This window comes from Pectobacterium parmentieri, from assembly GCF_001742145.1.
Classification (GTDB): domain Bacteria; phylum Pseudomonadota; class Gammaproteobacteria; order Enterobacterales; family Enterobacteriaceae; genus Pectobacterium; species Pectobacterium parmentieri.
Map to the genome: position 1 here is coordinate 3840964 of NZ_CP015749.1, position 20977 is coordinate 3861940.

A 20977-nucleotide genomic window follows, 5' to 3' on the forward strand; every position below is an offset into this window, starting at 1 on the left:
GCGGGCTGCATATACTATGCTAATCCGCTTTAAAGTCAAGTCATTACTGACCGCCTTTAGTAAATCTTTTTCCTGTCACCACAACGGCGTGTCGCTGTTGCCGTGTCAGTGGAGGCGCATTATAGGGACTTCTCGGCGGCTGACAAGCGCTAAATGCAAAATAATTTCCGTTTGTCTACTATTCACCCATAAAACGATTAAAGTGGCAGTTTTTCCAGCGAATCGAAGCCATAGCGCTGCAATATCGGCCACAGCGTGGCTACTTTAGGCGTAATCGTCAGGCAATAAACCAGATTTTTATCGGTAGAAAGTGGAGGATTATCCAGATTAGCAATCAGCCATGCCGTTCTTTTGGCTATAGCCGCGCCAGAATCAACAAGACGCGTCCCTTCTGGCAATGCCATTTTCAGCTCTTCTGCTAACAATGGGAAATGCGTACACCCGAGCACAACCGTATCTGGTGGCTCAGGCAGACGTAACCAAGGACGCAGAATTTTTTGCAGTTCAGAAATTGAGATTGTCTCCCCCTGCAATTTAGCCTCTGCCAATTCAACCAGCTCTGACGAACCCAGCGACAAAATCTGGCAATCCGTCGCAAAACGGGCAATCAACTCGTGTGTATAGGGGCGTTGAACGGTTGCACGCGTCGCCAATAGGCCAACAACGCCGTTGCGCGTCAACTTAGCCGCAGGTTTAACGGCTGGGACGACGCCCACGACAGGGAAAGTAAAACGTTCACGTAAAGCAGGAAGGGAAATCGTACTCGCCGTATTGCAAGCAATCACAACCAATGCGAGCTGATGACGTTGCTGGACTGCGCTAACAATCTCAACCACGCGCTCGATAATAAACTGCTGTGATTTCTCACCATAAGGAAACGCTTCATTATCGAAGGCGTATATATAGTGAAGATCCGGCAGGAGTTGCCGGATCTCATTATAAACAGACAGCCCGCCTACGCCGGAATCAAACACCAGAACCGTAGGTCGGGATGGCAGGTTAGAAGGTATAGCTTCCAGTGAGATAGTATTCTCGCCCTGCCGTGCGGTAGCCATATGCCGTCTCATAATCTTTATCAAACAGGTTGGCGATTCTACCACGAACTGTCAGATGTGAGGTGACTGGATATGAGGCGGCGAGATCCCAGAGGCTTACGCCGCCAAGTTTGACAGAGCGTTCAGGAAATGTGCTGAAATCTTTATCATAGCGCTGACCGAGGTAATGGTATGCCACGCTCCAATCGAACTCGTAGAACTGCCAATCCAACTGATATTTAACTTGCTGTTTAGCACGGCGAATCAAAGCCTCATCAGTGATAGCGTTACGTGAATCAACATAATCATAGCTAACATGATGGCTCACGGGTCCGGTATCAAAAGTGGCTGTTGCTTCAATCCCCTTAATTTCAGCTTTATCTATATTTTGAAAAACCCAGTTGGTCCCACTCGTTGAAGTGATTAGATTATCAATATCATTACGATATCCAGAAACGCGCCATGTGACTGGCCCACTAAGGCCTTCAACTCCCCCCTCCCACTGTTTACTCTCTTCAGGTTGAAGTTCTCGATTACTCCCTGATCTGCCATACAACTGCCCCATATTTGGCGCTTTAAACGCAGTGCCGTAAGAAGCAATTAAACGATAGCCATCAATAAACTCCCAGGATGCCCCAGTTTGCCAAGTGTTATGCCAACCGAATTCAGATTGATCGTCACCACGTACAGAGCCTTCAAGCACTATAGAAGCAAAGCGCTGCTGACTAGTCAGGTAAATACCCGTGTTGTGCTGGCGTTCTTCCCGGTTAACGTTGGTTGAATCTGGCTTTATGATCTGGTTTTGCCAGTCAACGCCAGCACTCACAGTACCCGTACCGACTTGCAGCGTATTGCCCCACTGCACGTTGTATTGTTGAGAATCAACTAACGTCGCACCGCGCTCATATGGGCCTTTTTGCGAATCGTAGTCATAATCCTTGCTATAGCTATAGCTTCCGATAAGTTGTGTGGAATAAAGTCCGCTTTGATAACGCAAGCCAGAATCCCAAGTTTGACCATAGAGCTGGCGTGTGTCCTGCCCCCCAAAACCGTCATAATCAGTACGGTTGTCATAGCCATAGCCACGCAAAAAGCCGCTAAACTCATCACTAAACTGTTGACTGACCGCGCCATAGAGTAATTTACTCATAAATCCGTCACGATCTGGCTGACGCGGTGCATCTGAAGCGGCAACGTCAAATCCTTTGGTATATGTATAATTACCAGCCAATGTCGCTGTTGTACTATTACCTAACGCTTGCTGCGTCGCACCGTCATAAGATTGGTATCCATTAGAGCCGATACCAGCGGAAACCGTCGTACCATTCTTCTCTCTGGTAGTGATGATATTCACTACACCGCCAATCGCGTCAGAACCATAAACCGCAGATCGTGAGCCTCGAATATATTCAACTTTCTGCACCAGTGAGAGGGGAATTTGGCTAAGATCAGATGAACCGCTAATACCCGCCTGATTCAACCGAATACCATCGATAAGCACCAGAACGTGGCTAGAGTTAGTCCCACGAATAAACAACGAGCTTTTTTGCCCTAATCCACCATTCTGCCCAATATCCACACCCGGCAAACGGCGCATAACATCAGTCAGACTTTTTGCCTGCCAACGGTCTATATCTTCTCTTGTCACTACAGTCGTAGGAGCCAACACCGAAGAAACCGGCTGTGCGAAACGATTTGCTGTGACTACCATGTCATCGGCATTTTTTTCCGATGACGAATTTGGAGATGAACTGTTTTCCTGTGCCCAGCCAGAAAATGCCGTGACGGAAAGCGCCGTCAGCAGCGAAATTTTTTTAATCATTGTTAAAGCATCCGAGAAATAATAAGGATGCCGCAGGCTCTGTTAATAGCACGCGATATGCAGAACCAATTGCGACGTATTCCGGCAGGTCTTCGGGCTTGGATGCCGTTGTTACCACAAACCGTCAACGACGGTAGAGGATACAACGAAAGCGATGACTTCCCATCCTCAAAAGTTGAAGACAGTGTCTGCATAATAATGCTATCGCCGGGGCATTCCTTACCGCTGCGCGTCAGCTCCAGATTTACACTGGATTCCCTTTTAACTTGTGGTACAAGGCCGGACGCTCATCCTACAGTCGCGAATTGTGGAAGTCTAGACTTCTATATCACTACAGGATAATCACGTAACAAAACTGGACTTCCTGGCCGGATTCCCTACAATTCCCGGCCAATAACACCCTTTTAGACGCTGTTGACGAGAAAACCATGACGCCAGAAATCCTGCCCATTGAAGACTATGACGACCAGCTTGCAGAGAAAACGGAGCGTCTGCGTGGAATGATGGCGCCTTTCAACGCGCCGGAGCCTGTCGTCTTCCGTTCTCCCGTCAGCCACTATCGGATGCGCGCCGAATTCCGTATCTGGCACGATGGTGACGAGCTTTACCACATCATGTTTGACCAGCAGACCAAACAACGCATCCGGGTGGATAAGTTCCCTGCTGCTAGCGAGCTGATAAATCGTCTGATGCCGAAACTGCTTGCCGCCATCCAGCCCGATTCCGTTCTACGCCGCAAACTGTTCCAGATAGACTATCTGTCGACCCTAAGCGGCGAAGTGATCGTTTCGCTGTTGTATCATCGCGCACTGAACGAGGAATGGCAGGAGCACGCCTGTGCACTGCGCGATAGCCTGACGGCGCAAGGGTTCAACCTACAGTTGATTGGTCGCGCGACGAAAACCAAAATCTGCCTCGATCGCGATTATGTCGATGAATGCCTGCCAGTTGCTGGTCGGAATATGATTTATCGACAGGTAGAAAACAGCTTCACGCAGCCGAATGCCGCAGTAAATATTAAGATGCTGGAATGGGCGCTGGATGCAACAGCAAGCTCGAAGGGGGATTTACTGGAGCTATATTGCGGTAATGGCAATTTTTCACTCGCGCTGGCAAGAAACTTCGAGCGCGTGCTGGCGACGGAAATCGCCAAGCCATCCGTCGCCGCTGCGCAATATAACATCACCGCGAATCAGATAGAGAACGTGCAGATTATCCGCATGGCGGCAGAAGAATTTACGCAGGCCATGCAGGGTGTACGTCAGTTTAAGCGCTTACAGGGTATCGACCTGACAAGCTACCAGTGCGAGACCATTTTTGTTGACCCGCCGCGCAGCGGACTGGATGACGAAACGGTGAAACTGGTGCAGGCGTATCCGCGTATTCTTTATATTTCCTGCAACCCGGAAACGTTGAGCAATAACCTGCAAACGCTATCGGAAACTCACGACATTCGCCGTCTGGCGCTGTTCGATCAATTCCCTTACACCCATCATATGGAGTGTGGCGTGCTGTTGGAGAAACGTCAGTAACCGCACCTATTCTGGCGGGCGACCCCGCCAGAATGCGCCTGCTACAGTGTTTCACTCTCTTCTGCTGATACTGACTCCGTGGCTTTTCTACGACGCAGTCTCAAACCAATCCAGAAAACCAATGCGACGCTCAGAATTGAAGGAATAAAGTTCGATCCAATGGCGGGATATTCAACGCGCACAATGGCACTGTAAATCAATAAGCCCAGCAGAAAGCTAGCCGCCGCCAGCATCGGAATGCCTTCCGGCATACTGTGGTGCAAATAACGTTGATGCAGGCAGTAAATGGACAATACCAGCGCAATCAGAGGAAAAATCGAGAACGGAACAATACTGCTGAACAAGGCGGCGAATGCGCCGTTGACGGAAAGGCCCGCAATCAGCGCCAATACCAGTGTACCTTTTTCTTGATGAGGTTTTTCTGTCATGGTTTCTCCCTTCTCATGTTGATTTATGGCACAGTAAAGCTACTGTCGTGCTCTTTTCTGTACCAGTAATAAGCCCCTTTGGCGATCATCCGCAGTTGCAGCACCAGCCGCTCTTCCAACTGCTTGCGCTGTTCCAGGGAAACATCTAAGGCTTCCGCTCCCGCACTGAAAACAATGGTCACCATCGCTTCCGACTGCGCTTCCGCGAAGCTGCGGGGAATGTGATTTTCTACCTCAAGATAATCCGCCAGCTCAGCGATAAAATGCTGAATCTCTCGCGCTACTGCCGCACGAAAAGCCGCCGACGTCCCCGAACGCTCACGCAGTAATAGCCGGAACGCATTAGGGTTATTGCCGATAAATTCCATGAAGGTAGAAACTGACGTTCTGATAATGCTGCCCGTTCTGGCGATACGCTGCCGAGCCTGACGCATTAACTGGCGCAACATCAGCCCGCTTTCATCGACCATTGTCAGCCCCAGTTCATCCACGTCACGAAAATGACGATAGAACGATGTCGGCGCAATACCCGCTTCGCGAGCGACTTCACGCAGGCTCAGGCTGGTAAAGCTGCGTTCAGCGCTTAACTGGCTAAATGCAGCTTCGATAAGGGAACGACGAGTCCGTTCTTTTTGTTGTGCTCTGACACCCATTATGCTGCCCAAATGATCTCTCCCCTTTCCAGAGGGGCACTATAGCAAACTTTATTGTCCGCAGAATGAGACAAAGTTTGCCATATTAAGAATGTGAGAATCTATTTCCATAGCAAAGGCAGGGATGATTGGGTTCTGCCGCAGTCGATGCTACAATCGCACAATGTTACAGTCGCGTTATTAATTTGTATAAAAACAGGTTTAACCTACCATGACTCTAGAACATCAATTCGATTATGATGCCATCGTTATTGGTTCCGGTCCCGGCGGTGAAGGTGCAGCAATGGGATTGGCCAAGCATGGAGCCAAAATTGCAGTGATTGAACGCCACTACAATGTCGGTGGCGGCTGTACCCACTGGGGGACGATTCCTTCCAAAGCCCTCCGCCACGCCGTCAGCCGTATTATCGAGTTCAATCAAAACCCCCTCTACAGTGACAACTCCCGCATTATTCGCTCCTCATTTTCCGACATCCTACGCCATGCCGACAGCGTCATTGGTCAGCAAACCCGTATGCGACAAGGGTTTTATGAGCGTAACCAGTGCGAGTTATTCTCCGGTGAAGCCAGCTTCATCGACGCCCATACGATCGCCGTTCACTACCCAGACAATACCCATGAAACGCTAACTGCTGCTCATATCATTATCGCGACGGGTTCACGTCCGTACCATCCTGCAGAAGTCGACTTCAACCACCCACGCATTTACGACAGCGACTCCATTCTGCAACTCGATCACGAGCCTCAGCACGTTATCATTTACGGCGCAGGCGTGATCGGCTGCGAATATGCCTCTATCTTTCGCGGCCTGAGCGTTAAGGTCGATTTAATCAATACTCGCGATAGGCTACTGGCCTTTCTCGATCAGGAAATGTCGGATGCGCTGTCCTACCATTTCTGGAACAACGGCGTGGTTATCCGCCACAACGAAGAGTTCGAAAGTATTGAAGGGCTGTCTGACTGCGTCATCGTCAACCTGAAATCAGGCAAAAAGATGAAGGCGGACTGCCTGCTCTATGCCAACGGACGCACGGGGAACACGGAAACGCTGGGGCTGGAAAATATCGGCCTGAGCACCGACAGTCGCGGCCAGCTCAAGGTCAACAGCATGTACCAGACCGCGCTGGCACATATTTATGCCATCGGTGATGTCATCGGTTATCCCAGCCTGGCATCTGCGGCATACGATCAGGGTCGGCTCGCCGCGCAGGCAATCATTAAAGGCGACGCCAGCGCGCATCTGATCGAAGATATTCCGACCGGCATTTATACCATCCCGGAAATCAGCTCTGTGGGGAAAACCGAGCAAGAACTTACCGCGATGAAAGTGCCTTATGAAGTCGGGAGGGCACAGTTCAAACATCTGGCACGGGCGCAGATTGTTGGGATGAATGTGGGGAGTTTGAAGATTCTGTTTCACCGTGAAACCAAACAGATTCTGGGTATTCACTGCTTTGGTGAACGCGCCGCTGAGATTATCCACATCGGACAGGCCATCATGGAACAGAAAGGTGAAGGTAATACTATCGAATATTTCGTTAATACCACCTTCAACTATCCAACCATGGCAGAGGCCTACCGCGTGGCAGCTCTGAACGGGCTTAATCGCTTATTTTGACAGGTTTTCCATATAGCCCTGCATGTGCTCGCGGATGGTATCAGCAAGCTGCTCGTAGCGTCCGCGTAGCGGGGAACCGGGGCGATAAACCAGCGCGATAGTGCGCTTAGGCTCCGGCTTATAACACGGCAAATAACAGACGCCATCGCGTTCGCGTTCACGCGGAACCGATAGCGACGGCAGTAGAGTAATACCGCTTCCGGCCGCGACCATGTTGCGCAATGTCTCCAGACTCGTTGCCCGGAAATGCGTATCTTCATCCGCTCCAGCCTGAAAACAGAAGCCCATCGCCTGATCGCGCAGACAGTGGCCATCTTCCAGCATCAATAATTTTTCACCCGCGAGATCGGACATTGCCACACGTTCGCGGTTCGCCCAGGGGTGATCCTGATAAATCGCCAGCTTCATCGGTTCGTCGAAAAGGGGAACTTCAATAAAGGCTTCAGACTCTTTCACCATCGCCAGAATAGCGCAGTCCAACTTACCGCTATCCAGTTGGGCCAACAGTTGATGGGTTTGCGCTTCGTGCAAGTACATTTCGAGTTTGGGGAATGTGCGATGCAGCATCGGAATAATTTGCGGCAACAGATAAGGCCCCACAGTAGGGATCAGGCCAATATGCAACGGCCCCGACATACTTTCCCCTTGCTGGCTCGCCATCTCTTTTAATACCTTAACCTCACGTAACACCGTGCGTGCCTGCTCGACCAACAGCAACCCAGCTTGCGTAAACAAGACCTTGCGACTGGTCCGCTCCAACAGCATCACGCCTAACTCATCTTCCAGCTTGCGAATCTGTCCACTGAGCGTGGGTTGACTGACATGGCAAGAATCTGCGGCACGCCGAAAGTGACGATGTTCTGCCAACGCGACAAGATACTCTAAATCCCGAATGTTCATTATAATTCTCCTTATCATGATAGCTAACAGCGATAGATAGGATACCAACGAACGATATTCCCTATCAACATCCAAAATGAATAATATATCCCTAAAAGCGTGCCTGCTTATTGCAACCTCCGTCACGCTATAACGAGCAGGCTAATGTATTCAAGTGATTTGACGATGACAGCATTTTGTGTTCTTCGGTCAAACAAAGAAGCATGGTGGAGTCTGAGGAATACGGCACGCAGGCCAATCGATGAACAACGTGAAATAACGACAGAGGAAACAGGGGAGAATGGTTAGCAAGAGCTTGCTAAGAGTAGTCAAAGAGGTAATAGAAAAATTATTCAGTCCGTTACAGTAGAAACATACGAATAGGAATCTCATCCCTGAGACTCCTCCTTTTTCAGGCTCCCACAAGCGGTAGATTTAGGTATTCCAATTCCTGCACCTACCGCAACGGCGTGACAGCCTTCTTTCTTCCTGAAATCTTGCCCGTTACCTTAGCATGCGACTTCAGGGCGAACACCCAGCGTATGGCAAATGGCGTAGCTCAACTCTGCACGGTTTAACGTATAGAAGTGGAAATCTTTTACCCCTTCGCGGCTTAGGATTTTCACCATGTCCATCGCGATAGAGGCGCCGACCATTTTGCGAGTTTCCGGGTCGTTATCCAGACCATCAAACACGCTTGTCATCCAGTTCGGCACGCGCACGTTGGTCATCGTGGCAAATTTTTGCAACTGCTTGAAGTTTGATACCGGCAAGATGCCCGGTACGATTTCTACGTCGATACCCGTTGCCACGCAACGGTCACGGAACCGCAGATAGCTTTCTACGTCGAAAAAGAACTGTGTGATCGCACGATTCGCACCCGCATCAATTTTGTGTTTCAGGTTAATCAGGTCAGCTTGCGCACTTTTGGCTTCAGGATGCACTTCAGGATAGGCAGCAACCGAAATATCGAAATCGCCAACCTCCTTCAGCAGGGAAACCAGATCCGCCGCATACATTTCCGGTTTGCCGCCTTCTGGGGGCAAATCGCCGCGCAGCGCGACAATATGGCGGATACCGCTCTGCCAGTAGTCCTGAGCGATTTCTCGCAGTTGTTCACGCGAAGCGTCAATACAGGTCAGGTGCGGTGCAGCTTCCAAACCGGTACGCTCTTTAATGGTTTTGATAATGCTGTGAGTGCGGTCACGCTCGCCAGAATTCGCCCCGTAGGTCACAGAAACAAACTTGGGCTTCAGGCTGCTCAGTCGATCAATCGAGTTCCACAGGGTTTCTTCCATATCGCTGGTACGTGGCGGGAAAAACTCGAATGACACATTAATTCTTCCCTGCAATTCCGCCAGACTTTGATTCAGCGCTTCCCGCTGGTTTGCGTGAAAAAAGCTCATACCTGCTACCCCGTTGACCGTGACTGTTATTATCATTCGCTACACGTCTATACGTTTAGACGTCTATATAGAAAATGACGGAATCCGCTTAAAGAGTCAACGCTTTTCAGCATGGCAGGAGGTGATGATTACTCAGGGTAAATGAAAAAAATTCATGATGGATCCGGAGTGGTGACTTTTATACGCGAACCCAGAGGCAGAGGTATCGTGGGTTTTGCCGTTATCTGTCGTAACGGGTATAAAACGAATCCTGATTTTTGATATTTCAGAGAGGTATTGCGGTTGACCATCTCCCTAATGCGCGGAGACGGTCAACGATGATGTGACGATTACAGCAGATTTTACGATTACAACAACTGCGCTAAACGGCTTAGGTCAGATTGAAGCGCCCCCGCAGTGACATCGCGCCCCGCACCCGGCCCACGGATAACCAGCGGATTATCTCGATACCAGCGGCTTTCAATCGCAAACACGTTGTCACCCGGCAATAGCGAGGCCAGAGGATGCTCGGGACGAACGGCTTCAACGCCAACTCGTGCTTTACCGTTGCTATCGAAGCGTGCGACATGACGCAGAACCAAGCCCATTTCCTGTGCAGCTTCCAGACGTTGCAGCATCTGTTCGTTCAGCGAATCACCGTTCTCGAAGAAATAATCGACAGACCCCTCTTCACAGCCCGGCGGTACCAGCGACTCAACCCGAACCTGGCTAGGTTCAATATCATACCCCGCCTCACGCGCCAGAATCACCAGCTTGCGCATGACGTCTTGACCGGAAAGGTCAACGCGCGGATCCGGCTCCGTTAACCCCTGCTGGCACGCTTGATCAACCAGTTCGGTGAACGGCACGGTGCCATCAAACTGCAAAAACAGCCAGGAGAGCGTGCCGGAAAAAATCCCGCTAATCGACAGAATACTGTCACCACTTTCCCGCAAATCGCGCACGGCAAAGTTGACCGGTAAACCTGCGCCGACGGTCGCGTTATACAACCAGTGGCGATCCGTCTTGGCAAACGCATCACGGATCTGGCGATAATTATTGCCGCCGGATGCCCCCGCTAGTTTGTTGGCGCTGATGACGTGGAAACCGTAGCTGGCAAAATCCAGATACAGATCGGCAACCGACTCGCTAGCGGTAACATCCAGCACCACCAAATCATCAAAGGGGTGTGCACGCATCCACAGGAACAGATCTTCACCATCCCGCTCTTGTGCTTCACTTTCGAAGAAGGCCAGCGCACGGCTGGCATCCAACCCATCATAATTAAGCAGACTGCGCGTACTGTCCACCACGCCAGCCAGTACAAACTCAAAGCCCGTGCGGGCAGACAGGTTACTTTGCTCACGCGCAAACAGTTCCAGCCAGCGTGAACCAATATTTCCCTTACCGAACAGCACCAGACCGATGCGCTTTTCCGCGCGGAACAGCGAATGGTGCAGGCCGCGAATCACATGCTCCGTAGGGCCAACACGCAGAACAGCCACCAGACTGATGCCATCATCGGCCTGGCAGACAAATTCAATCGGCTGATCTTTCAACTGCTGATAGAAACGGTGGCTATGCAGCGGGTTTTTACCCACCCCTGCCCCCACCATCGCCACCATCGCTAGCCCATCACGCTCGCTGAGCTCAACGGGTAACGCGGCCTGCGTCAGCAACTGCAACGCACTTTCCACCACTTCAGAGGTGTAACACAGTTGCAGCAGGCTGCGATCCTGATGAACGCCAATCGCCAACGGTTTCAGTTGCGCACGGTTCAAAAGCTGTGCGACTTCTTTTTGCAGCAGTACGAAATTGTGTTCGGAAGGAACCTGAACTTCAATCAGGCACACATCATCATGGCTGGTAACAATTTTGGCACCCGTACCCGAGGCCAGCACGCGTTCGATACGCGTCGAACCCTGTTCAGGCTGATAGCTGCAACGCAGTTGCAAATCGATATCGCTGCCAGAAACGGGCTGCAAAGTACGCGTATGCAGCACTGGAGCTGCCAGGCGTGCCAGTTCGCTGGCTTCATCCAACCGCAGCAGTGGCAGCAGGCAGGCATCTTTCACTTTGCGCGGGTCAGCGCTATAAACGCCAGCAACGTCGCTCCAGATGGTCACGCGCTCAACACCGGCCAGCGCACCAATTTGCGTCGCAGAGTAATCACTCCCGTTGCGCCCCAGCAGTACCGTTTCACCCGCGTCATTACGACAGATAAAACCCGTTACCACTAAACGCTGCCCGGAATGTTGCGTCAGATACTGCTGCAACAGCGGCCAGGAACGGCCCTCATCAACCTGCGGCTGCGCAGCACGTTCCGCACAGAGAAAATCACGCGCATCCAGCCAGGCTGCATTCATATCTCGATGATTCAGCACGGCGGACATCAAACGCGCCGACCAGATTTCACCGTGCCCAACCACTTCGGCGTAGACGGCATCCGTAATCTTGCCATCCAGCAGCGCAGCCAAACGCTCCAGATCGCGAATAAACTGGGCCGTCAGCGCCTCTGCATCTTGTGCAGGCAGAAGCCCGGCAATCAATTCGCTGTGATAACGGCGTAATGCCTGCTGAACCTGATGCGCCGACAGGCGATCGCTCTGACTCAGTTTCAACCAGCTAATCAGTTGGTTTGTGGTACTGCCAGCGGCAGACACCACCATCAAATCTCCGGGGTGGCTATATTCCGCCATAATACCGGCTACACGCAGGTAACACTTCACATCGGCCAGACTGCTACCGCCAAACTTATGCAGTTGTCGGCCTGTTACCGATGGCGCTACTCCTAATGCACTCATTCTTACCTCTTGGCTGCGGCTTGAAACGCACGATCCAGATCGGCAACCAGATCATCGCCGTCTTCAATACCGGTAGAAATACGCAGTAATGTTTCAGAGATACCCGCTGCGGCACGCGCCTCTGGTGCCATCCCCGCATGCGTCATCGTTGCCGCATGAGAGATAAGGCTCTCGACTCCGCCCAGCGATTCCGCCAACGTAAACAGCTCCAACGAGGCCAGAAAACGCCGCAGAGTGTCTTCATCTCCATCCAGCTCAAAACTTAGCATAGCGCCAAAGCCAGATTGTTGACGACGGGCAATATCATGGCCGGGATTGTTCGGCAGTGAAGGATGATACAGCGCCTTCACTAGCGGCTGCGTCTGTAAGAATTCAACCACCTGTTGCGCATTACGCTGCGCGGCCGCCATACGCGGCGATAAGGTACGCAGGCCACGGAGCAGCAAATAGCTATCGAACGCCGCCCCCGTTACACCGATATTGTTCGCCCACCAGGCCAGTTCAGTAATGGTGTCGGCATCTTTGGCGATCACGGCGCCCGCGACCACATCAGAGTGACCATTCAGGTATTTAGTGCACGAATGCACCACCAGATCAGCCCCCAGTTCCAGCGGTTTCTGCAACGCCGGGCTCAGGAAAGTATTATCCACCACGCTGACCGCCCCCACTTCCCGTGCAGCCTGACAAATCGCGGCAATATCCACGACACGCAGCAGCGGATTGCTTGGGCTTTCCACCAACACCAGCTTCGGTTTTTCTGCCAATGCGGCATTGAGTGCATCGGTATCACCTTGATCGACAAATTTAACGCGAAATGCGCCGCGCTTGCTCAGGCTGTCAAACAAACGATAGCTGCCACCGTAGCAGTCATGGGGAGCCACCAGCAGATCGCCGGGGCGCAGGAACACCGTGCAAACCAACATAATCGCCGACATCCCGCTGCTCGTCATTACCGCACCCGCACCGCCTTCCAATTCGGCAAGCGCACGCTGCACCACATCGCGCGTGGGGTTACCGCGACGCGAATAGTCGTGGGCGCGTGGCTGGTTGAATCCGGTAAAGTTATACGTGCTGGAAAGGTGAATGGGGGGGACAACGCAGCCATACTGCTCGTCATTATTTAACCCACTGCGGACTGCGATCGTTGCCTGTTTACGCGTCATCGGCTCTTTTCCTGGCTGGAGGCTGAAAAATAGGAACTTAAGAGTAAACGCAGTTTTAATGGACGTCAACACATCTAGACATCTAAACTTCTTTGCGTATAGATTGAGCATAAGCATAATAACCGTTAGAATTGTGGCATTTCATGACAGATGCTGTCTTCATTAGATTAATTTTTAAGGTATCCCATGGCTGAGTGGAACGGCGAGTATGTCAGCCCTTACGCTGAACACGGTAAAAAAAGCGAGCAAGTCAAGAAGATAACAGTATCTATCCCATTGAAAGTACTGAAGATACTGACCGACGAACGTACACGTCGCCAGGTGAATAACCTGCGCCATGCCACCAACAGCGAGCTGTTGTGCGAAGCATTTCTGCATGCGTTCACAGGCCAACCGTTACCGAATGATGAAGATCTGCGTAAAGAACGCAGCGATGAAATTCCTGAAGCGGCGAAAATCATCATGCGTGAAATGGGCATCGACCCGGATACGTGGGAATACTGATCGCGCTTGCGCTGTCTATTTCCTCGCTAACCCCGCCTTCCCCGGCGGGGTTTTGCTATGTAGAAAACCCTCGTTCCTCCCATCGCGTCTTTCACGCCCGCCACCTTATCTTCTTTCAGCCGTTGCCTTTTCCGCTCATTGTTGTGAATCGGGATTGCATTTAATTTGTTATGTTATAACATATCACATTAACCTATAACGATGATATGCCGCATCATGACAGAGCCACTCTCCAACAGCCCCGTACTGCTACAGCTTCACCATGTTTCCGTTGCCGACGCTAATCGGGCTCCGAGGCTCAGTGATATTTCGCTTTCCATGCGCGCAGGTGAACGTTTGGCACTGGTTGGCCCCAACGGCAGCGGCAAATCCACACTGTTACGCGTGCTGACCAGCGAACTTAACGCAACAGCAGGGTATGTCCATTTGAACGGCCAACCGCTGAATACACTCAGCCGCCATGAGCGGGCAAAGCGTATCGCGATTTTGGCACAAAACGATGCCCCAGACCTGCGCCTGCGGGTGGCGGAATTCGTCGCCTTAGGGCGCATTCCACACCATGGGTTCAGCACACCAGCGCACGATCGCCAACTCATCGAAGAAGCGCTGGACGATACCGGATTATTACCGCTGCGCCACCGCCTGCTGGGTACGCTCTCTGGCGGAGAACGTCAGCGCGCCGCGCTGGCGCGCGCTTTTGTGCAAACGCCACAGCTCCTGCTGCTGGATGAACCGACCAACCACCTCGATCCGTTAGCACGCGCACAGCTACTGTCTCTGGTGCGAAAACGCGGTATTTCAACGCTGGCAGTGCTGCACGATCTGCCACTGATTACGCCCTTTGCCGACCGCGTTGCCGTTTTGCAGCAGGGCACGCTGCTCCGCTGGGGAACGCCTACGCATGCGCTGCACCCTGATTGTGTGAAATCGGTATTTGGGATGGAGAGCTTTACGGTGCCGCATCCGCTAAACGGCTCACCCATTCGCATCTTTGAAGCCCCTGAACTGCACTAAGGAACCCTGATGAAAATAACGCTTCTGTCTGGACTGCTGGCATTGACGTCATGCTGGGCGCATGCCTCGGGTTTTCCGGTCACGGTCGACAGTTGTGGGCAACCGCTAACCTTTACCCAGCCGCCGCAACGCGCCGTGATCCATGACCTGAATATGACAGAAATGGCGTTTGCTCTGGGCTTACAAAAAAATATCGTTGGGCTAACTGGGATCACAGGCTGGTATAAGGCGCCCCCAGATTTTATCAAACAGCAGGGCACGATCCCTGAACTGGCAGCAAAATACCCAACGTTGGAAAACCTGCTGGCCGTACACCCAGATTTCTTCTTTGCCGGGTGGAACTACGGCATGAAAGTCGGCGGAGAAGTCACACCGCAATCGCTGAAAAAGTATGGCATTCAAACGCTGGTACTCAGCGAAAGCTGTGTGTTCACCGAGCGGCAACAGCAGCGTCCGCAAGCTAGCATGGATCTGCTCTACGGCGACCTGCTAAAACTGGGAAAAATCTTCGGTAAGCAGGAACAGGCCCAGGAACAGATCGACGGCTGGAAACAGCACCTTGCCGAACTTCAAACCCGTATCGGCAATCGGCCAAAGAAGAAGATTTTCCTGTATGACTCGGGCGAAGATAAGCCTTTTACCAGCGGGAAATTCGCCATGCCAACAGCCATCATTGAGGCCGCGGGCGGCAAGAACGTCATGGACGATATGGCAACGAGCTGGGCCTCCACATCGTGGGAAAGCGTGGCGGCACGCGAACCGGACTTTATCATTTTGCTGGATTATCAAACGGGCAATGGCGCAGAAGCGTTAAGGGAATTTTTGGAATCACACCCGCTGATGAAATTCACCCCAGCCGTACAGCAGCATCGTTATCTGAAGCTGCAATATGCAGAGCTCACACCGGGGCCTGCCAACATCACGGCCATTGATAAACTGGCACACGCCCTTTACCCGGATGCCGTTAAGTGAGCCCAACGTCTTCACGCTATGTTGCGACCTTCATTATTGCGCTGCTGATACTGGTTGGGCTGATGCTGGTAAATATTGCCACAGGCAGCACGACGATCCCTCTTACGCAGGTCGCCAGCGTATTGGGGTTATCGTCAGCAGACGTCTCGCCGATGACCTCACGCATTATTCTGGAACTACGCATCCCCCGCAGCCTGCTGGCAGCGTTGTGCGGTGCAGGTTTAGCGATGGTCGGTGCCTTTTTGCAAACGGCAACTCGCAACGATCTGGCTGACCCTTTTCTGTTCGGCCTGTCTGCCGGAGCCTCAGCGGGTGCCGTAGCGGTCATCACTCGTTTTGGTGAACAACTCGGTGACTGGGCACTGCCGGTAGCGGCCTTCTGTGGCGGACTCTTATCGGCCGTCGCCGTAACCGTACTGTTTCTGCTGCAACAGGCACGCGGTGCAGAACGCTTGATCATCTGCGGATTAGCTATCTCTTTTCTCTTCGGTGCATTGACAAACTATCTGGTATTTTCCGGCGATCAACGCGCTGCCAGCTCGATTCTTTTTTGGTCACTGGGCGGACTGGGTCTTGCCCGTTGGGATACCTTACCTTTCGCGGTGTTCAGCATCCTGCTGCTATTTGGCCTCACCGCCCTGCGCTGGCGAGCGCTCGATGCGCTGTTGGCTGGCGGGCAAACTGCGGCTTCAATGGGAGTGAATCTGTCTCGCGTTCGGGTGGAAATCTTCATCTGTTGTGCGTTCGCCACTTCACTGCTGGTCGCGCTGACTGGCGTGATCGGCTTCATCGGCCTGATGATCCCTCATCTGGCTCGCCCGCTGAGCGGCGTATTGCACAAGAGGCTTCTGCCGCTGACCGCGGTACTCGGTGCGATACTGCTGTGCGGTGGCGATTGGCTCAGTCGGCAGCTACTCGCACCGCAGGAATTACCCATCGGGATTATTACGGCAGGATTAGGCGGCATCTTCGTTCTGGGGCTGTTGGTAAAACGTCAGCATGGATACTAATACGCCAGAGACAACAAAGGCACCTGTCGGTGCCTTTGTCGAAAGCTACTGTACCAATTGGCCAGTAAAACTTATTTTTTAGCGCCTGGTACGGAGAAACGCTTGTTGAAGCGGTCAACACGGCCACCGCTTGCAACATCACGTTGCTTACCGGTGTAGAACGGGTGGCATTCGCCACAGACGTCCAGGTTCAGGTCACGACCCACGGTAGACTGGGTTTTGATCACGTTACCGCAAGAGCAAGTTACAGTAACTTCAGAATAATTCGGGTGAATACCTTTTTTCATGGGAAACCTCTGTTAAGGCCGTGTCGCTATCCAGCCCTGTTCCGCCAGACACCACACGAAAGTTGAGTAAGTAAGTTCATTATGCGAACGGCACAGTCATTTGCGCGAACAACACAGTGGCGGCGGATCATACAGAATCCGCTACCCCGATGCAATCGTATCCACACATTATCCCTCGCAGCATGTACACTAGCGCCTTGCATTATTTTCACCCCGCGTCGCACAAGATATAGACCGCTCAGTTATGTCATTGATCGCCACGCAAATCACGTCGACTACCACGGAGAAGTTATGTCTGTCGCTCAGGTCGCTTTGCCCGTGCCGCTGGCACGTACATTCGATTATTTGCTACCCACAGGAGGAATGACTCCACAAGTCGGCACTCGCGTCAGCGTCTCTTTTGGCAACCGTAAAGCTATCGGTATCATTACCGCACTAAGCGACACCAGTGCACTTCCACTTGAACAATTGAAACCCGTGCATGACGTGCTGGACGAACAGCCGCTGTTTCCCCCCAGCCTGTGGCGTATTTTGCTGTGGGCCGTCGAGTACTATCACTACCCGATTGGCGAAGTGCTGTTCCATGCGTTGCCGATCTTGCTACGTCAGGGGAAACCCGCACACCGCGCACCGCTCTGGCAATGGTTTGCCACCGAACAAGGCCGGGCGACACCGCTCAGCACGCTCAAACGCGCCGCTAAGCAGCAGCAGGCGCTGGCGGCTTTACTTCAGTCGCCAGTTTATCGCCATCAGGTGAGCGAAATCGGGTTGACAGAGACAGCGTTACAGGCGCTGCGTAGCAAAGGGTTGTGCGAGTTAACAGCCGCAGAGCAAACCCCTCACGACTGGCGTCAAAGCTTTAGCATGGCCACCGAGCGCCTGCGCCTGAATACGGAACAGGCCACCGCCGTCGGCGCTATCCGCAGCGAAGATAACCACTTTGCCGCCTGGTTGCTCGCAGGCATCACTGGCTCAGGTAAAACCGAAGTCTATCTCAGCGTGTTGGAAAACGTGCTTGCACAGGGTAAACAGGCGTTGGTCTTAGTGCCGGAAATTGGCCTGACACCACAGACCATCGCCCGCTTCCGCGAACGTTTTAACGCCCCGGTGGATGTGCTGCACTCGGCACTCAACGACAGTGAACGCCTTGCTGTTTGGCTGCGCGCCCGCAGTGGCGAAGCGGCGATCGTCATCGGGACGCGCTCGGCACTATTTACCCCCTTTGCACGTTTGGGGCTGATTGTGATCGATGAAGAACACGACAGCTCCTATAAACAGCAAGAAGGTTGGCGCTATCACGCCCGTGATTTGGCCGTCTTCCGCGCCAGAGAGGAAGATATTCCGATCGTGATGGGAACGGCGACGCCCGCCCTGGAAACACTCCATAACGTCCAAAACGGCAAGTACCGTCGATTAAACCTGACCAAAAGAGCGGGCAACGCCGCACTGGCCAAACAGCACGTTATCGATCTGAAAAGCCTGCCGCTGACAGCAGGATTATCCCAGCCGCTGATTACCCGTATCCGTCACCATCTAACGAACGATAATCAGGTTATTTTGTTCCTCAATCGGCGCGGATTCGCCCCCGTAGTCATGTGCCATGAGTGCGGCTGGATTGCCGAATGTCAGCGCTGCGATCACTATTATACCTACCACCAGCACCAAAAGATGTTGCGCTGCCACCACTGCGACAGCCAGCGTCCGGTACCACAACAGTGCCCCGGCTGCGGCTCGACCAATATGGTGCCCGTCGGTCTGGGCACCGAGCAGTTGGAGCAAAGCCTTGCCCCGATCTTTCCAGATGTTCCGATCACCCGCATCGACCGTGATACCACCAGCCGTAAAGGCGCGCTTGAGCAGCAGCTCTCACAGGTCAGGCAGGGAGGTGCGCGTCTTCTTATCGGTACACAAATGTTGGCGAAAGGGCATCATTTCCCTGACGTAACGCTGGTGGCCTTACTGGACGTCGACGGGTCACTGTTCTCCGCCGACTTCCGCGCAGCCGAACGTTTCGCCCAGCTCTACACTCAGGTGGCGGGTCGCGCAGGGCGTGCAGGCAAGGCTGGCGAGGTGGCGCTGCAAACTCACCACCCAGACCATCCACTATTGCAAACGCTGCTGCATCAGGGCTACGACGCCTTTGCCAGTCAGGCACTTACCGAACGAAAAAGTGTTTTTCTGCCGCCGTTTACCAGCCATATCCTCTTCCGTGCTGACGATCACGATAATCAGCAGGCCGCCTTATTCCTCCAGCAATTGCGCAATTTACTGGAAGCCAGTCCCCTACGGGATGAATCACTCTGGCTGCTGGGCCCGGTGCCTGCTTTACAGCCAAAACGTGCAGGGCGCTTCCGCTGGCAGCTCCTGCTACAGCACCCTTCCAGAGCATTGCTACAGAAACTGGTCAGAACATCGTTGGCGCTAATCGGCACACTACCGCAGGCACGTAAGGTGAAATGGGTGCTGGATGTTGACCCCACGGACGGTTAGCGTTTCCTATTAAACAATGCCGGGTTTCTCGCCCCGCATTTTTGCGAGCAGCGTCGAGAACACGATATTCATCACACTTTCTGTGCAAATTAAGCAACAAAACCTGCGTTCAATCTGTTATCACTGTCTGCGCAGGCGGTATGCTGAGGCGCAGCACCATTCCCTTAGCATACGTGCCGAACAGCGTTACCCGTAATCATAGAGCGTCAGCAGACAGGAATGTTCTGCTGGCAGTCAGCGCCAGTTAACGCTGACGCAAGGAGAAAAGCGTTGAAGCAGAAGAAAGTCGTTACCACGGCGACGATGAAAGACGTGGCGGATGAGGCCGGCGTTTCCACCGCCACCGTATCCCGAACGTTAATGAACCCAGATAAAGTCTCTGCGACCACCCGCAGGAAGGTCGAGCAGGCTGTCATCGCCGTTGGCTATTCGCCTCACGCACTCAACCGAAACCTCAAGCGTAATGAATCACGCACGATCCTGACGATCGTGCCAGACATCTGCGATCCCTATTTCTCCGAAATATTTCGTGGGATAGAGGAAACGGCTGCCGAACACGGTTATCTGGTGTTGATTGGCGATTGCGCTCACCAACATCAAAGGGAAAAAACCTTCGTCGATCTGATTATTACCAAACAGATCGACGGCATGGTGTTGCTCGGCTCCAATCTGCCATTTGACGCAGGCCAGGAAGAGCAGCGTAATCTGCCACCGATGGTGATGGCGAATGAGTTCTCACCGGACCTGGCATTGCCAACCGTGCATATCGATAACCTGACCGCCGCCTTTGAAGCCGTACATTATCTGCATCAGGCAGGCCACCAGCGCATCGCCTGCATTGCCGGCCCGGAGCACATGCATCTGAGCCAATATCGCTTGCAGGGGTACATTCAGGCTCTGCGCCGTAATGGCATTCTTATCGATAACCAATACATCTTTCAGGGTGATTTCACCTATGAAACGGGGATCAACGGCCTGGTTGCGCTGATGCAGCATCCGCAACCGCCCAGCGCCATCTTCTGTCATAGCGATCTCATGGCGCTGGGCGTGCTGGCGCAGGCCAGAAAAATGGGGCTGGACATCCCGCGCGATCTCTCCGTTATTGGCTTCGACGATATCGAACAGGCGCAGTACTGCTGGCCTTCCCTCACTTCTGTCGCTCAACCACGTTATCAGATCGGACGCGAGGCAATGCTGCTACTCTTAGAGCAGTTGCAAGGTAATACGGTACAAAGCGGCTCTCGCCTGTTGTCCAGCGAACTGGTCATACGCGATAGTGTCGCCGCACCGAATTACGCCCGTAACAGGCTTTAAGACTTCAGGTGCTGGTCAAATATTTGAGTGTTCAGTAACATGACCCCCTAATTATGTTATTTACCTAT

The 20977-nt window shown here is 52.7% G+C and carries 17 protein-coding genes and 1 riboswitch; of the genes, 8 read left to right on the forward strand and 9 right to left on the reverse strand.

The features are described from left to right. Window positions 1-197: 197 nt before the first annotated feature. The gene (gene murI, locus A8F97_RS17440; RefSeq protein ID WP_033072329.1) at window positions 198-1055 is read right to left on the reverse strand and encodes a glutamate racemase; all 858 of its coding nucleotides are present in this window, start codon (window positions 1053-1055) and stop codon (window positions 198-200) included. Beyond that, window positions 1000-2856, reverse strand: coding sequence for a TonB-dependent vitamin B12 receptor BtuB (gene btuB / locus A8F97_RS17445; protein ID WP_033072330.1), 1857 nt, complete (start codon window positions 2854-2856; stop codon window positions 1000-1002). The genes murI and btuB overlap by 56 nt, the downstream gene beginning before the upstream one ends. A gap of 66 nt (window positions 2857-2922) precedes the next feature. Continuing rightward, a riboswitch (cobalamin riboswitch) is annotated at window positions 2923-3153 on the reverse strand. A 131-nt stretch (window positions 3154-3284) separates the two neighbouring features. Here btuB and trmA point away from each other — a divergent pair. Continuing rightward, window positions 3285-4388 carry a tRNA (uridine(54)-C5)-methyltransferase TrmA gene (gene trmA / locus A8F97_RS17450; RefSeq protein ID WP_033072331.1) on the forward strand — a complete coding sequence of 368 codons (1104 nt, stop codon included), beginning with the start codon at window positions 3285-3287 and terminating at the stop codon, window positions 4386-4388. Between the two features lie 41 nt (window positions 4389-4429). Here the strand turns inward: trmA and A8F97_RS17455 are convergent, their stop codons facing one another. After that, window positions 4430-4816: a YijD family membrane protein gene (locus tag A8F97_RS17455; RefSeq protein ID WP_014698479.1), complete on the reverse strand. Its 387-nt coding sequence runs from the start codon at window positions 4814-4816 to the stop codon at window positions 4430-4432. Between the two features lie 23 nt (window positions 4817-4839). Beyond that, on the reverse strand, window positions 4840-5469 hold the full coding sequence (gene fabR, locus A8F97_RS17460) for an HTH-type transcriptional repressor FabR (protein ID WP_033072332.1): 630 nt from the start codon (window positions 5467-5469) through the stop codon (window positions 4840-4842). Window positions 5470-5680: 211 nt separating this feature from the next. Here fabR and sthA point away from each other — a divergent pair, with 211 nt between their 5' ends. Beyond that, window positions 5681-7087 (forward strand): Si-specific NAD(P)(+) transhydrogenase, encoded by a 1407-nt coding sequence (gene sthA / locus A8F97_RS17465; RefSeq protein ID WP_033072333.1) that lies wholly within the window; start codon window positions 5681-5683, stop codon window positions 7085-7087. On the opposite strand, the gene oxyR is transcribed toward sthA, so the two are convergent. From oxyR to metB, 4 genes are all read right to left on the reverse strand, one after another. Next, window positions 7079-7987 carry a DNA-binding transcriptional regulator OxyR gene (oxyR, locus tag A8F97_RS17470; protein WP_005973368.1) on the reverse strand — a complete coding sequence of 303 codons (909 nt, stop codon included), beginning with the start codon at window positions 7985-7987 and terminating at the stop codon, window positions 7079-7081. The genes sthA and oxyR overlap by 9 nt on opposite strands. Before the next feature lie 488 nt (window positions 7988-8475). Then, entirely contained in the window at window positions 8476-9372 is an 897-nt protein-coding gene (gene metF / locus A8F97_RS17475; protein ID WP_012822018.1) for a methylenetetrahydrofolate reductase, read from the reverse strand. A gap of 347 nt (window positions 9373-9719) precedes the next feature. After that, the gene (locus tag A8F97_RS17480) at window positions 9720-12155 is read right to left on the reverse strand and encodes a bifunctional aspartate kinase/homoserine dehydrogenase II (RefSeq protein ID WP_014698477.1); all 2436 of its coding nucleotides are present in this window, start codon (window positions 12153-12155) and stop codon (window positions 9720-9722) included. Window positions 12156-12157: 2 nt separating this feature from the next. Then, on the reverse strand, window positions 12158-13318 hold the full coding sequence (gene metB, locus A8F97_RS17485) for a cystathionine gamma-synthase (protein ID WP_014698476.1): 1161 nt from the start codon (window positions 13316-13318) through the stop codon (window positions 12158-12160). Between the two features lie 186 nt (window positions 13319-13504). On the opposite strand from metB, the gene metJ reads away from it, so the two are divergent. The 4 genes from metJ to A8F97_RS17505 all read left to right on the forward strand — a co-directional run bounded on the left by metJ (window position 13505) and on the right by A8F97_RS17505 (window position 16818). Further along, window positions 13505-13822 carry a met regulon transcriptional regulator MetJ gene (gene metJ / locus A8F97_RS17490; RefSeq protein ID WP_005973355.1) on the forward strand — a complete coding sequence of 106 codons (318 nt, stop codon included), beginning with the start codon at window positions 13505-13507 and terminating at the stop codon, window positions 13820-13822. A 216-nt stretch (window positions 13823-14038) separates the two neighbouring features. After that, the gene (locus A8F97_RS17495) at window positions 14039-14836 is read left to right on the forward strand and encodes an ABC transporter ATP-binding protein (RefSeq protein WP_012822015.1); all 798 of its coding nucleotides are present in this window, start codon (window positions 14039-14041) and stop codon (window positions 14834-14836) included. Window positions 14837-14845: 9 nt separating this feature from the next. After that, window positions 14846-15808, forward strand: coding sequence for an ABC transporter substrate-binding protein (locus A8F97_RS17500; RefSeq protein WP_033072334.1), 963 nt, complete (start codon window positions 14846-14848; stop codon window positions 15806-15808). Beyond that, on the forward strand, window positions 15805-16818 hold the full coding sequence (locus A8F97_RS17505) for a FecCD family ABC transporter permease (RefSeq protein ID WP_033072335.1): 1014 nt from the start codon (window positions 15805-15807) through the stop codon (window positions 16816-16818). Before A8F97_RS17500 ends, A8F97_RS17505 begins: the two co-directional genes overlap by 4 nt. Before the next feature lie 71 nt (window positions 16819-16889). Here the strand turns inward: A8F97_RS17505 and rpmE are convergent, their stop codons facing one another. Further along, a complete protein-coding gene (rpmE, locus tag A8F97_RS17510) occupies window positions 16890-17105 on the reverse strand; it encodes a 50S ribosomal protein L31 (protein WP_005973342.1) in 216 nt (71 codons plus the stop codon). Between the two features lie 291 nt (window positions 17106-17396). On the opposite strand from rpmE, the gene priA reads away from it, so the two are divergent. Both priA and cytR read left to right on the forward strand, forming a co-directional pair. Beyond that, the gene (gene priA / locus A8F97_RS17515; protein WP_012822012.1) at window positions 17397-19595 is read left to right on the forward strand and encodes a primosomal protein N'; all 2199 of its coding nucleotides are present in this window, start codon (window positions 17397-17399) and stop codon (window positions 19593-19595) included. A gap of 270 nt (window positions 19596-19865) precedes the next feature. After that, a complete protein-coding gene (cytR, locus tag A8F97_RS17520; RefSeq protein ID WP_012822011.1) occupies window positions 19866-20909 on the forward strand; it encodes a DNA-binding transcriptional regulator CytR in 1044 nt (347 codons plus the stop codon). The last annotated feature ends 68 nt before the right edge of the window (window positions 20910-20977 follow it).